Annotated in this window: 14 protein-coding genes; 6 read left to right on the forward strand and 8 right to left on the reverse strand. The window is 75.1% G+C overall.

The annotated features are described in order from the left end of the window. Window positions 1–159 precede the first annotated feature (159 nt). Window positions 160–828: a potassium channel family protein gene (locus tag O2W14_RS17410; RefSeq protein ID WP_269177381.1), complete on the forward strand. Its 669-nt coding sequence runs from the start codon at window positions 160–162 to the stop codon at window positions 826–828. Next, the gene (locus O2W14_RS17415) at window positions 828–1,496 is read left to right on the forward strand and encodes a potassium channel family protein (protein WP_269177382.1); all 669 of its coding nucleotides are present in this window, start codon (window positions 828–830) and stop codon (window positions 1,494–1,496) included. The genes O2W14_RS17410 and O2W14_RS17415 overlap by 1 nt, the downstream gene beginning before the upstream one ends. Window positions 1,497–1,615: 119 nt before the next feature. Here the strand turns inward: O2W14_RS17415 and O2W14_RS17420 are convergent, their stop codons facing one another. From O2W14_RS17420 to O2W14_RS17450, 7 genes are all read right to left on the reverse strand, one after another. Next, complete coding sequence (locus O2W14_RS17420) at window positions 1,616–2,407, reverse strand: DUF3159 domain-containing protein (protein WP_269177383.1); 792 nt, start codon at window positions 2,405–2,407, stop codon at window positions 1,616–1,618. 48 nt (window positions 2,408–2,455) lie between these two features. After that, window positions 2,456–2,857 (reverse strand): OB-fold nucleic acid binding domain-containing protein, encoded by a 402-nt coding sequence (locus O2W14_RS17425; protein WP_269177384.1) that lies wholly within the window; start codon window positions 2,855–2,857, stop codon window positions 2,456–2,458. Continuing rightward, window positions 2,854–3,660 carry an alpha/beta hydrolase family protein gene (locus tag O2W14_RS17430; RefSeq protein ID WP_269177385.1) on the reverse strand — a complete coding sequence of 269 codons (807 nt, stop codon included), beginning with the start codon at window positions 3,658–3,660 and terminating at the stop codon, window positions 2,854–2,856. Before O2W14_RS17430 ends, O2W14_RS17425 begins: the two co-directional genes overlap by 4 nt. Then, window positions 3,657–4,382, reverse strand: a complete 726-nt coding sequence (locus tag O2W14_RS17435) for a DUF3710 domain-containing protein (RefSeq protein WP_269177386.1) — start codon at window positions 4,380–4,382, stop codon at window positions 3,657–3,659. Before O2W14_RS17435 ends, O2W14_RS17430 begins: the two co-directional genes overlap by 4 nt. Before the next feature lie 2 nt (window positions 4,383–4,384). After that, a complete protein-coding gene (gene dut / locus O2W14_RS17440) occupies window positions 4,385–4,909 on the reverse strand; it encodes a dUTP diphosphatase (RefSeq protein ID WP_269177387.1) in 525 nt (174 codons plus the stop codon). Between the two features lie 68 nt (window positions 4,910–4,977). After that, the gene (locus O2W14_RS17445) at window positions 4,978–5,871 is read right to left on the reverse strand and encodes a hypothetical protein (RefSeq protein ID WP_269177388.1); all 894 of its coding nucleotides are present in this window, start codon (window positions 5,869–5,871) and stop codon (window positions 4,978–4,980) included. Between the two features lie 294 nt (window positions 5,872–6,165). Next, complete coding sequence (locus tag O2W14_RS17450; RefSeq protein ID WP_163609328.1) at window positions 6,166–6,465, reverse strand: DUF4193 domain-containing protein; 300 nt, start codon at window positions 6,463–6,465, stop codon at window positions 6,166–6,168. Between the two features lie 569 nt (window positions 6,466–7,034). Between O2W14_RS17450 and O2W14_RS17455 the strand changes: the two genes are divergently transcribed. Beyond that, entirely contained in the window at window positions 7,035–7,589 is a 555-nt protein-coding gene (locus O2W14_RS17455; RefSeq protein ID WP_269177389.1) for a LytR C-terminal domain-containing protein, read from the forward strand. A 28-nt stretch (window positions 7,590–7,617) separates the two neighbouring features. Here O2W14_RS17455 and O2W14_RS17460 read toward each other — a convergent pair whose 3' ends face one another. Beyond that, complete coding sequence (locus O2W14_RS17460) at window positions 7,618–8,445, reverse strand: inositol monophosphatase family protein (RefSeq protein ID WP_269177390.1); 828 nt, start codon at window positions 8,443–8,445, stop codon at window positions 7,618–7,620. Between the two features lie 62 nt (window positions 8,446–8,507). Here O2W14_RS17460 and ppgK point away from each other — a divergent pair, with 62 nt between their 5' ends. From ppgK to O2W14_RS20015, 3 genes are all read left to right on the forward strand, one after another. Continuing rightward, window positions 8,508–9,251 (forward strand): polyphosphate--glucose phosphotransferase, encoded by a 744-nt coding sequence (gene ppgK, locus O2W14_RS17465; protein WP_269177391.1) that lies wholly within the window; start codon window positions 8,508–8,510, stop codon window positions 9,249–9,251. A 348-nt stretch (window positions 9,252–9,599) separates the two neighbouring features. Next, the gene (locus tag O2W14_RS17470; protein ID WP_331253606.1) at window positions 9,600–10,934 is read left to right on the forward strand and encodes an RNA polymerase sigma factor; all 1,335 of its coding nucleotides are present in this window, start codon (window positions 9,600–9,602) and stop codon (window positions 10,932–10,934) included. A gap of 471 nt (window positions 10,935–11,405) precedes the next feature. Next, window positions 11,406–11,624, forward strand: a complete 219-nt coding sequence (locus O2W14_RS20015) for a DUF7455 domain-containing protein (RefSeq protein ID WP_442928842.1) — start codon at window positions 11,406–11,408, stop codon at window positions 11,622–11,624. Window positions 11,625–11,753: the final 129 nt, after the last annotated feature.

Here is an 11,753-nt window from a genome sequence, read left to right on the forward strand (position 1 = left end):
ATGGGCCCGCTCGGGGCGACGTCACTCACAGCTGCACCCCTCCGGGTGGACCGACGTCCCCGGCGCACGTCCCGGGTCGGACTCCGGGTGTACGTTCGCGCGCTGTACGACCCGGTGTCCCACCGGGCCGGCAGAGGACAGCGGACGGGGTGGGATCGGGTGCACGTGGTCGTCATGGGCTGCGGTCGCGTCGGGTCGGCGATCGCCCGCCGGCTCGAGCAGGTCGGTCACAGCGTCGCGGTGATCGACCAGGACGTCGAGGCCTTCCGCCGCCTCGGCCCGGAGTTCGGCGGTCGGCAGGTCACCGGGCTGGGCTTCGACCGGCAGACCCTGCTGGACGCCGGCATCGACACCGCCGGGGCCTTCGCCGCCGTCAGCAGTGGCGACAACTCCAACATCATCGCCGCCCGGGTGGCCCGGGAGACCTTCGGTGTCGAGCACGTCGTCGCCCGGATCTACGACTCCAAGCGGGCCGAGGTCTACGAGCGGATGGGCATCCCCAGCGTCGCCACCGTGCCGTGGACGGTCAACCGGCTGATGCGCGAGCTGCTCTCGGTGAAGGTGACCGAGCTCTGGCGCGAGCCCACCGGCAAGGTGCTGCTGATGCGGGTCACCGTCACCGACAACTGGGTCGGCCGGCCGCTGGCCGAGCTCGAGACCGCCTCCGGCGCCCGCGCGGCGTGGCTGGTCCGCTTCGGGGAGGCCCAGCTGCCCACCACCAGCACCGTGCTGCAGACCGGCGACCACCTCGTGCTCGCAGTGACCGACGACCTGACCGACCGGGTGCACTCCGTCGTCGAGCAGCCGGCCAGTGGAGGGCAGCACTGATGCGCGTCGCCATCGTCGGGGCCGGCGCGGTCGGCCGCTCCATCGCCACCGAACTGCTGGGCAACGGCCACGCCGTGATGCTCATCGAGCGCAACGGGTCCCGGGTCAAGCCCCGGTCGGTCCCGGGCGCGGAGTGGGTGCAGGCCGACGCCTGCGAGGTGACCTCCCTGGAGGAGGCCCAGCTGGCCACCTGCGACGTGGTCATCGCCGCCACCGGTGACGACAAGGCCAACCTGGTCGTCTCGCTGCTGGCCAAGACCGAGTTCGCGGTCAACCGCGTCGTCGCCCGGGTCAAGGACCCGCGCAACGAGTGGCTCTACACCGAGGCCTGGGGCGTCGACGTCGCCGTCTCCACCCCGCGGGTGCTGGCCGCCCTGGTCGAGGAGGCGGTCACCGTCGGCGACGTCGTCCGGCTGATGAGCTTCCGCAAGGGCGCGGCCAACCTGGTGGAGATCACCCTGGCCGAGGACACCCCGTGGATCGGCCGGCCCGTGCGCGAGGTGCCGCTGCCCCGGGAGACCGTGCTGACGACCATCCTGCGCGGGGACCGGGTGATCAACCCCGACCCCGACGAGCCGCTGGAGGCCGGCGACGAGCTGCTGTTCGTCACCCACGGCGAGGTCGAGGAAGAGCTCCAGCGGATGCTCTGCCCCGACGGCAGCTGCTGAGGCCCCGTCCCGAGGCTCGTCGCGAACCTGCGAGGGACGAGGAGGACGGGGTCCTCCGTCTCGCCCCCACCACGAGCGAGCTCGCGGCGGGACCCTGCGAGGGGGCCGTCTGAACGGGCTCAGGCCGGGGGCTGCTCCGCGGCGCGGTGGCGGTGCAGACGGGCGACGACCCAGAGGGTGACCACCAGCTGGACGGCGGTCACGGGCAGGCCCAGCACGACGCTGGAGGTGCCGAGCAGGCCCACCTCGTCGGCCCGGTAGAGGACGTACTGCACCCCGCCGCGGAGCAGGAAGACCCCGCCCCACAGCACGGTCAGCCAGCCGTAGGCGCGCAGCATCCGCGGGTCCTCGCGCCAGGGCCGGTCCGGCTCGGGGTCGGCCGGGCGTGCCCCGCTGCGCGCCGCGGTGTCCGCGGTGTCGGGGGCGACCGGGTCCGCACCGCGGCGCAGCCGGTCGCGGAACGAGGGCAGCTTGTGGCCGGCCAGCGACCCGAGGTGGCTGGGAGCCAGGAACTCGGCGATGACGCCCACCAGCGGCCGGCGCACGAGCAGCGAGCCGAGGACCACCACGCCGATGGCCAGGTTGCGGATGATGCCGATGACGAAGAAGTCGCGGGCCTCACCGGTGCGCGCGGCGATGAACACGGCCACGGCGACGGCGAACAGGCCGCTGATCGCCTGCTGGATGCTCTCCCGCCGGACCAGCCGCAGCACGAAGACCAGCACCGCGGCGACCACCGCGGCCCAGATGCCGACGGTCAGCCCACCGAGGCCGTTGGCGACGATGAAGGCCAGGGTCGGCAGCGAGGCGTCGACCATGCCGCGCCAGCCGCCCAGCTGGTCCAGCACCATGTGCCGGTCGAAGGTGACGTTCTCGCCCGCGGGCTCGCGGCCCGGTGCCGAACTGCTCACCGGCTAGCCCGGTCGGGTCGTGCCGTCACGCCCGGACCCCCGAGGGGGTCACCCGGCGCTCAGCTCGTACCAGGGGTTGTAGATGACCTGCCGGCCCTCGAAGGCGGCGAAGCGACCGCGGGCGGTGAGCCGGCGACCGGGCTCGATGCCCGGGATGCGGCGGCGGCCCAGCCAGACCAGCGTCACCGAGCCCGAGCCGTCGAACAGCTCGGCCTCCAGCGTGGGCACGGTCTCCCGCGGCGTGTAGACGACCGACTTGATCCGCCCGGTCACGGTCACGACCTCGCCCTTGCGGCACGCGCTGACCGCCGAGCAGCCCGCGATCGCCGCGTCGGAGCGGAGCTCCTGGGCGTCCACGACGCGGTCGTCGGCGGTGAGCTTCTGGAGCTTGCGGGACAGCCAGCTGCGCGCACCCGGCTGCGCTGCCGACGGAACCCTGGTCTCGGTCACGACTCCAGCGTAGTGCGGTCTGCAGCGGCTGTCCGACGTGCTGTCAGCCACTCCACGACCCGGCGCCAGGCCGGACCGTCCAGGTCGATCGCGGCCATGTGGTCCCCGGGGACCACGGCCACCTCGACGACGTCGCCGGCGGCCGTGGCGGCCGCGGCGTAGCGCCGGCTCTGCTCCGGCGGGACCGTCGTGTCGTCCTCGCCGTGCACGCACAGTGCCGGGACGCCGGTGGGCAGCAGGCGCACCGGGTCGGCGGCGGCGTAGCGGTCGGGCACCTCGGCCGGCGTCCCGCCGAGGAGGTCGACCGTGGCGCCGTCGCCGAGGCCGGCGGCGACGGCCGCGTCCAGGTCCAGCACCCCGGCCTGGGACACCAGCGCGGTGACCGGCACCCGCGGGGAGGCGCCGGGCGCACCGTCGGGCAGCCGGCTGCGGCCGGCCGCCCAGGCCGCCAGGTGGCCACCGGCGGAGTGCCCGACCACGGTCACGTCGGTGAGGTCCAGGCGGGCCGCCACCGGCAGGTCGGGCAGGGCGTCCAGCGCCGCCGCGACGTCGGCCAGGGTGGTCGGCCAGCCCCCGCCGGCGCCGACCCGGCGGTACTCCACGGCGACCGCCGCCCACCCGGCCGCGGCCAGGTCGGCGGCCAGCGGCCGCGCCAGCTCGATGCCGTACGGGGCGCGCCAGAACCCGCCGTGCACGACCACGACCACCGGTGCCGGGGCGTCGCCGCCGGGGAGGGTGACCTCCAGGAACTGGTCGGGCCCCGGCCCGTAGGCGTGGGCGGCCGGCGCGGGCACCCGGCTCACGCCGAGGCGTCCGGCGGGATCGGGGAGGCGGCCCGGCCCGTGGTGCGGCCGGCCGCCTGCTGGCGGGCCACCTGCTCGGCGGCCTGTGCCGGCAGGGTCAGCGGCAGCGGCTCGCGCACCGCCATCGGCCCGGTGCCCCGGACGACGACCACGCCACGGAACGCCTGCTCCAGCGGCAGCCCCGCCTCCGGGCCGGTCGCGGCCGGGCCGCTGATCATCCCGCGGAGGAACCAGCGCGGACCGTCCACACCGAGGAACCGGGCCGGCCGCCGGACCATCGTCGGCGCGGTCTCCCCCGGCTGGGGTGCCGTCGGCAGGACCACGGTGCCGGCCAGCTCGCGGCCGAAGGGGCCGTCGACCTCGGTCAGCTGGGCGCCCTGGGCGGCGGCGCCGCGGGCCAGCTCGACCCGCACCTCGTCCCAGAGCCCGGCGGCCCGGGGCGCGGCGAAGACCGACAGCTGCAGCAGGGAGTCGCCGTAGCGGAGGCTGGCGCCCACGACCTGCTGCTGGGCGTTGACGTCGACCCGCAGCTCCATGCCCGCCAGCGCCGGCAGCCGCAGCGCGCCGAGGTCGATGCGCAGCTGGCCGTCGTCCGGGGCGTCGGCTGCGTCCCAGGGTCCGCTGGTGCCGACCTCCTCGCGCTCGCGCACCTGCGGCTCGGGGGGCACCCCCCGCTCGCGGAGGCTGCGGTCGATCCGGTTGCGCCGGCGTCCGATGGGCATCGTCAGGCCCGTCCTTCCAGGGATGAGGTGGTTGCGGGGACCGAGGGGTCCAGCGCGGCGGCGCCGCCGGTCGAGCCGTGGCCGCCGCTGCCGCGCTCGCTGGTGGGCAGCTCGGCCACCGGCACGAAGCGCGCGCGCACGACCGGCTGGACGACCAGCTGGGCGACCCGGTCGCCGCGGGACAGCCGGATCGGCGTCGACGGGTCCAGGTTGACCAGGTTGACCTTGATCTCGCCGCGGTAGCCCGCGTCGATGGTGCCCGGTGCGTTGACCAGGCTCAGGCCCAGCCGGTGGGCCAGCCCCGAGCGGGGGTGCACGAAGCCGGCGTACCCCTCCGGGATGGCCACGGCCACGCCGGTGCCGACCAGCGCCCGCTGGTGCGGGGCCAGCTCGACGTCCTCGGCCAGGCACAGGTCGGCGCCGGCGTCCCCGGGCAGGGCGTACCCGGGGACGACGGCGTCCGGGTCGGTGAGCAGCACCGGGACGTCGACCGCGGCCGCCGGGTCCTCGGCGTGGGGTGCGGGCACGGCGGCGAGGCTAGCCCCGCCGCCACCATCACCCGCGGAGGGCCGGACGCCGTGCACCGGGGGCGTGCTCAGGGCTTCGCGGCGGGCGGCAGGCGCAGGTCGGCCCGCAGCCGGTCGGCCAGGGTGACGGTGGCCTTGCGGTTGCTGCGGGCGGCCAGGCTGGCGCCGACGAGCAGCGGGGCCATCGAGGTGGTGCTGCGGGCCATCCGCCGGGTGAGCCGGCGGCGCACCGCCGAGGCCCCGGCCGTGCCGAGCATGGACAGCAGCCCGCCGGGGCCGGTGGTGCCCACGGCCCGCTGCGTCGTCCAGCTGGCCAGGTAGGCGCCGGCGCGGGCCCGGGCGTCGCCGGGCGCCGGCCGGCCGGCCAGCTCGTGCAGCTCGCCGACGAGGACGACCTCCACGGCGGCCACCAGCACCGTCTGGGCGCCGAGCTCCAGCGGGACGGCGACCAGCGTGGGCGGGGCGAACCACTGCGCGGCGGCCAGGCCACCGGTCGCCGCACCCACCCCGGCGGTCAGCCGGGCCGCCCGCGCGACGAGGACGTCGGCGATCTCGCCGTCGGAGGCCCCGGGGTGGGCCGCCCGCAGCCGGGCCGCGTCGCGGATCGGCAGCCGGGGCGCGGCCGCGTCCAGCAGGTCCGACAGCAACCCACCGGGGCCGATGCCGGCACCCTTGGCCCCGCCCTTGGGATCAAAGCTCGGCCCGGGACGGCCAGCGCCGGACCGGGAGCTGCCGGTGTCGTCGGACCGCGCGGCCCCGGCGAGGGCGGAGATGACCTCGGTGAGCACGCTGCCCGCCGCACGGGCGCCGGCCGAGGGGCGCCGGGCACCGGCGGGGCCGGCCTTGTCGTCGCGGCCCAGCAGGCCCGCGACGGCGTCGGCCAGCGCGCGACCGGCGGCACCGAGCCCGTCGCCGGGTCCGGTGCCGCCGCCGATGACCTCGCCCTCGACCGGCTCGCCCACGGGACGCGGCGGTGGGACGTCGCGCGGTGACCCTGTGCCCTGACCGTGCTGTGTCATCGGTGCCTCTCCCTCGCAGAACTCAGGTACTGCCCTCACCCGGCCGGCGACGAACGTGCCCGACCAGCCGTGCCACCCCGGCCCCCTCGCGAGGCCCACGTCGAGCCGGGGCCCGGCGAGGGTCAGGCGCCGTCGCAGGGCCCCGCCACGAGGAACGAGTGGTGGGGGGCGAGGGTCAGGCCCCCTCGCAGGGCCCCGCCACCAGGAACGAGTGGTGGGGGGCGAGGGGGTCCTTCATCAGGCGCAGTCGCGGCAGTAGAGCGCGTCGCCCTTGGTGGCGGCCAGGCGGCTGCGGTGCTGCACCAGGAAGCAGCGCGAGCAGGTGAACTCGTCCTCCTGCTTGGGCAGCACGCGGACGGTGAGCTCCTCGCCGGACAGGTCGGCCCCGGGGAGCTCCAGTGCCTCGTTGAAGTCGGTCTCGTCGACGTCGACCGAGGAGGACTGCGCCTCCGCCCGGCGGGCCTTGAGCTCCTCGAGGGAGTCCTCACCGAGCTCGTCGGCCTCGTTGCGCCGAGGTGCGTCGTAGTCCTGGGCCATGGTGTGCCCTCTCTCTCTCGTCGCGGGCGCTCGGCCCGCTCGTCTGCCACCGGCGCTCGGAGCCGCCGGTGGGTGGTGCCGGCCGCCGGAGCGGTCGGTGGTCGGTCGTCGGCCTGCGGCCCCCTTGTGGGCCGCCGACCGGGTGGCACGGTGGTGCACCGGAGGCATCCGGCCGACCGGGTGCGGACTCGCGTCCGCGTGGTCGGCCCAGCGCCCCGTGCTGCGCTCCGGCCAGCCGCCCAACGCCGTGGGGTCCCGGTTTGTGCCCGCCGTTCACGGCCGGGCACACCGGGGTCCCGCCGACGTCGTCCTGGGGGCGGAGCGCCAGAGGCTACCCCTCGCCCGGATCGGCCCGGGAAGGCGCCGGACCCGCCGTCGCGACCCGTCCGCCGGGCGGCGGCGCCGGGCCGGTGACCTCCCTGGTCCGGGGCCCGGGGGACCCTGCGGCGCGGGTGCTGACCGGCCGCCACCGGCGCCGGGACGCGCCGGGTCCCCGCGCGGTGCGGCGCAGCAACCGCGCCCGCCACTAGGGTCACTCCCGTGTCAGAGCTCGCCGCTGTGAGGACCCCGTGACCGACCTCGCCAGCGAGCCCGGTGTGCGGCGTACCGCGCCCCGCCGCACCCGGCGTCCGATCCCGGGTCTGGTCTTCCTGCTGCTGCTGGCCCTGGCCGCCCTCGCCGTGTGGTTCAACGTGCTCAGCGACGAGGAGCGCCGGGACGAGGAGCGCGCGGCGGCCTGCAGCAGCGCCGCCGCCGTCCCGACCGAGGTGGACCCCGCGACGTTCACGGTCAACGTGCTCAACGCCTCCGACATCGCCGGCGAGGCCGGGAAGGTCGCCGAGACGCTGCGCTCGCGCGGCTTCACCATCGGCCTGACGGAGAACGACCGCAGTGGCAACGAGGTGACCGGCGTCGGCGAGGTCCGCTTCGGCCCCGGCCGCGACGGGCTGGCCCGCTTCGTGGCCCTGCAGATGCCCGGTGCCGGCGAGCGGCAGGACGGCCGCGCCGAGGCGACCGTCGACGTGGTCATCGGGCCGGAGTTCGCCGGCCTGGCCACCCAGGACGCGGTGGCCGCGGCGCTGGTGCCGCCGACGACCGCCGCCGGGGCCTGCCCGGCCCCGTAGGCCCCGGCCCGGGGGTGCTCCGCCCGGGTCAGCGGTCGGCGTGCAGGCGCTCCAGCAGCTCCACCAGCGAGCCGGCCACCGACGGTGCGGCGGCCACGGCCATCGGCTCGGCGAACGGCCGCCCGGCGGTGCCGGTGACCACCAGCCCGGCCTCGGTGGCGACCAGCGCACCGGCCGCGTGGTCCCAGGGCTTGAGGCCCTGCTCGTAGTAGGCGTCGACCCGGCCGGCCGCGGCCGCGCACAGGTCCAGCGAGGCGCACCCCCAGCGACGGATGTCCCGGACCTCGGGCAGCAGCTGGGCGACCACTGCGCCCTGCGCCCGACGCTCCTCGGCGCCGTAGCTGAAGCCGGTGGCCACCAGCGACTGGCCCAGCGACGCCGGCGCGCTTCCGCGCAGCTGCATGCTGGCCGCGCCCGGGGCGGTCAGCCAGGCGCCCTCGCCGCGGACGGCGGTGTAGAGCTCGCCGGTCGCGACGTTGAGCACCACCCCGGCCTCGGTGCGCCCGTCGACCTCGGCGGCGATGGAGACGGCGAACGCCGGCAACCCGTAGAGGAAGTTGACGGTGCCGTCGATCGGGTCGACGACCCAGCGCACGCCGCTGGTGCCCTCGGTCGAGGCGCCCTCCTCCCCCAGCACGCCGTCGTCCGGTCGCGCCTCGAGCAGCCGGCGCACGATCAGCGTCTCGCTGGCGCGGTCGACGGCGGTGACGACGTCGACCGGTGAGGACTTGGTGTCGACCTGGTCGGCGGCGGTGCTGCGCCCGGCACCGACGAGCAGCGCGGCCTCCTCGGCCGTCGCCCGGGCCAGCTCGAGCAGCTCGGTGGACAGGCCGGGTGCAGGGGTGCCGGAGGTCATCACGAGGAGGGATCCTGCCGGACCTGCACGACTTCGGTGCGGTGGGTCACTAGCCTGTCCGCGTGCAGGGCTTCGGAGTGGACATCGGTGGCAGCGGTATCAAGGGTTGCGTCGTCGACCTGGACAAGGGCGAGCTGGTGGGTGAGCGGGTACGGATCCCGACCCCGCAGCCGGCGCTCCCTGTCCCGGTCTACGGCGTGGTGGCCGACATCGTCGGCCAGTTCGGCTGGGAGGGGCGCATCGGCGTCACCTATCCCGGGGTGATGAAGCACGGCGTGGCGTTCACCGCCGCGAACATGGACCACTCCTGGATCGGCACCGACATGGCGGTGGGCCTGGAGCAGGTCATCCCCGGCACGGTGCAGACGCTGAACGACGCCGACGCCGCCGGCATCGCCGAGATGGCCTACGGCGCCGGCCGGGGCGAGCGCGGGCTGGTCCTGATGCTCACCTTCGGCACCGGCATCGGCAGCGCCCTGTTCATCGACGGCCAGCTGGTCCCCAACACCGAGTTCGGGCACATCGAGGTCGACGGCGCCGACGGCGAGAAGGCCGCCTCGGCCGCCGCACGCGAGCGCGAGGGCCTGAGCTACCCGGCCTGGGCCAAGCGGGTCGACCGTTACCTGGACACCCTCGAGATGAGCCTGTGGGCCGACCTGATCATCGTCGGCGGCGGGGTGAGCAAGAAGGCCGAGAAGTGGGTGCCGCTGCTGTCGACGCGCACCCGCGTGGTGCCGGCGCAGCTGCTCAACGACGCCGGCATCGTCGGCGCGGCCCTGGCCGCCGAGCAGCACATCGGACAGTGACGGCCGGGCCCCGGGCACGCCCCGGGGCCCACCGTCGGCACGTGCGCGCAGGACCGCGCTGGTCACCGGGCCGACCGCGCAGGGCGAACCCTGTGGACCGCCGCAGCGCCGTCGTTACAATGGAGGAGCCCCGCGCACCGCTCCCCCAGCCAACAGGTCATCCCCCGCTCCCAGCACGGTGAAACGCCTCTCCGGTGGGTCACCGCCCGGGAACGCCGGCGGACGGCTGGTACCGGGCGGCGCCGGAGGCCGCTGCCCGCGGGCCACACGGCTCTCGAGGAACGCACCGCAGTAGTACGGGAAGGAACCTGAGTGCCCGCCGACCAGCCAGGACCGGAGTCGAACACGGTGAGCAGCCCGAGCCGCAGCAGGACGGTCGCCGCCCGTTCCACCGCCGCGACTCAGGCCACCGCCCCGGTCGCCGCGGCAGCCAAGAAGGCCCCGGCCAAGAAGGCCGCCGCGAAGTCCGCTGCCGGCACCACCGCCCGCAAGAGCGCCGCCCGCAAGCCCACGATCGCCCCCTCCCCGGGCACCGGCACCGGCGCGGTCCTCACCGCGGTCGCCTCCGACGGCGCCGCCGTCGCCGTCGTCGACGGGGCCGAGGGCCTCACGCTCGACGAGGCCGTCGTGACCGGCAAGGACGGCGTCGCCGTCGCCGACGCCGCCGACGAGAAGACCGAGGGCGAGGGCCCGGACTTCGAGTGGGACGACGAGGAGGAGTCCGAGGCGCTGCGGCAGGCCCGCAAGGACGCCGAGCTCACCGCCTCCGCCGACTCCGTCCGCGCCTACCTCAAGCAGATCGGCAAGGTCGCCCTGCTCACCGCCGAGGAGGAGGTCGACCTCGCCAAGCGGATCGAGGCCGGGCTCTACGGCTCCGAGCGCATCCGGCAGGTCGAGGAGGAGGGCCAGAAGCTCTCCCCGCAGATGCGCCGGGACCTCAACTGGATCGTCCGCGACGGCGAGCGCGCCAAGAACCACCTGCTGGAGGCCAACCTCCGCCTCGTGGTCTCCCTGGCCAAGCGCTACACCGGCCGCGGCATGGCCTTCCTGGACCTGATCCAGGAGGGCAACCTGGGGCTCATCCGCGCGGTCGAGAAGTTCGACTACACCAAGGGCTACAAGTTCTCGACCTACGCCACCTGGTGGATCCGCCAGGCGATCACCCGCGCGATGGCCGACCAGGCCCGCACCATCCGCATCCCGGTGCACATGGTCGAGGTCATCAACAAGCTCGGTCGCATCCAGCGCGAGCTGCTCCAGGACCTGGGCCGCGAGCCCACGCCGGAGGAGCTGGCCAAGGAGATGGACATCACCCCGGACAAGGTGCTGGAGATCCAGCAGTACGCCCGGGAGCCGATCAGCCTCGACCAGACCATCGGCGACGAGGGCGACAGCCAGCTCGGTGACTTCATCGAGGACTCCGAGGCCGTCGTCGCCGTCGACGCGGTGAGCTTCACGCTGATGCAGGACCAGCTCACCAGCGTCCTGCAGACGTTGTCCGAGCGCGAGGCCGGCGTAGTCCGGCTGCGCTTCGGCCTCACCGACGGTCAGCCGCGCACGCTGGACGAGATCGGCCAGGTCTACGGGGTCACCCGCGAGCGGATCCGGCAGATCGAGTCCAAGACGATGTCCAAGCTGCGCCACCCCAGCCGCTCCCAGGTGCTGCGCGACTACCTGGACTGAGGAAGGACCTTCTCGCTCCCCAGGACACGCTCCGCGTGCCCGGGGACCCTGCGAGGGGCCGTACGACGGCCGGTGCCCTGTGGGGCGCCGGCCGTCGTCGTCCGCCCGGGCCGCGCTGTCCAGCTGCCGGGCCGTCCCGCACTCCCATCGGGTGACGGGACGGTGTACGGCGGCGCCTCCTGGGTAGACGGCGTAGCGTGGACCCCGTCAGAACAGCAGCGGACACACAGCCGGCCTGAGGGCCGGTGACCAGCACGACCAGTACGTGCACGACCCGGACCCAGTTCCGAACCAGCGACGTCCCTGCTGCAACCGTTCCACCCAGGTGTCCGAACGATCACGACCGCATCTCTTTCGGCGAGTCACGGAGTTCGGGCGTCGGATCGGGAACAGGAGGGACCATCCTGGCGCTGTGCAGGAGGCCGATCCGCAGTCGCGGGTCCGTGCGGTAGAGAGCGAGTGATGAGCCAGATGACGACCCAGACGCTGACGACGACCCCGCCCACCGAAGATCTCGTTCTCCCCTTCCACTGCGACCGTTGCGGCGCCATGGCGAAGGTGCGAGTGGTCCTCCCCAGTGGTAGCGACCTGGTCTTCTGTGGACACCACGCACGTGAGTACGAGGACAAGCTCCGCGGCCTCGCAGCCGACATCATCGAGACCGACGGCGAGGCGCGCTTCTCCTCCTGAGTGCGGGAACTATCGTCGCGCCAGCGATGAAGCCCACACCCGACGAAGCCGCTGACGTCCCGACCCCGCACTCCGGGGACGGGGTGTCGGCGGCTTCGTCGTTCCCGGGACCCGGTGCCCCGGACCAGC

Origin of the sequence: Modestobacter sp. VKM Ac-2986 (genome assembly GCF_026967795.1) — a bacterium.
GTDB lineage: Bacteria > Actinomycetota > Actinomycetes > Mycobacteriales > Geodermatophilaceae > Modestobacter.

Excerpts from the sequence above, each read along its gene's own strand:
- O2W14_RS20015 (WP_442928842.1), top strand. The coding sequence starts at position 11,406 with ATGACGACCCAGACGCTGACGACGACCCCGCCCACCGAAGATCTCGTT.
- O2W14_RS17450 (WP_163609328.1), bottom strand. The coding sequence starts at position 6,465 with ATGGCCCAGGACTACGACGCACCTCGGCGCAACGAGGCCGACGAGCTC.
- O2W14_RS17415 (WP_269177382.1), top strand. The coding sequence starts at position 828 with ATGCGCGTCGCCATCGTCGGGGCCGGCGCGGTCGGCCGCTCCATCGCC.
- O2W14_RS17460 (WP_269177390.1), bottom strand. The coding sequence starts at position 8,445 with ATGACCTCCGGCACCCCTGCACCCGGCCTGTCCACCGAGCTGCTCGAG.
- O2W14_RS17435 (WP_269177386.1), bottom strand. The coding sequence starts at position 4,382 with ATGCCCATCGGACGCCGGCGCAACCGGATCGACCGCAGCCTCCGCGAG.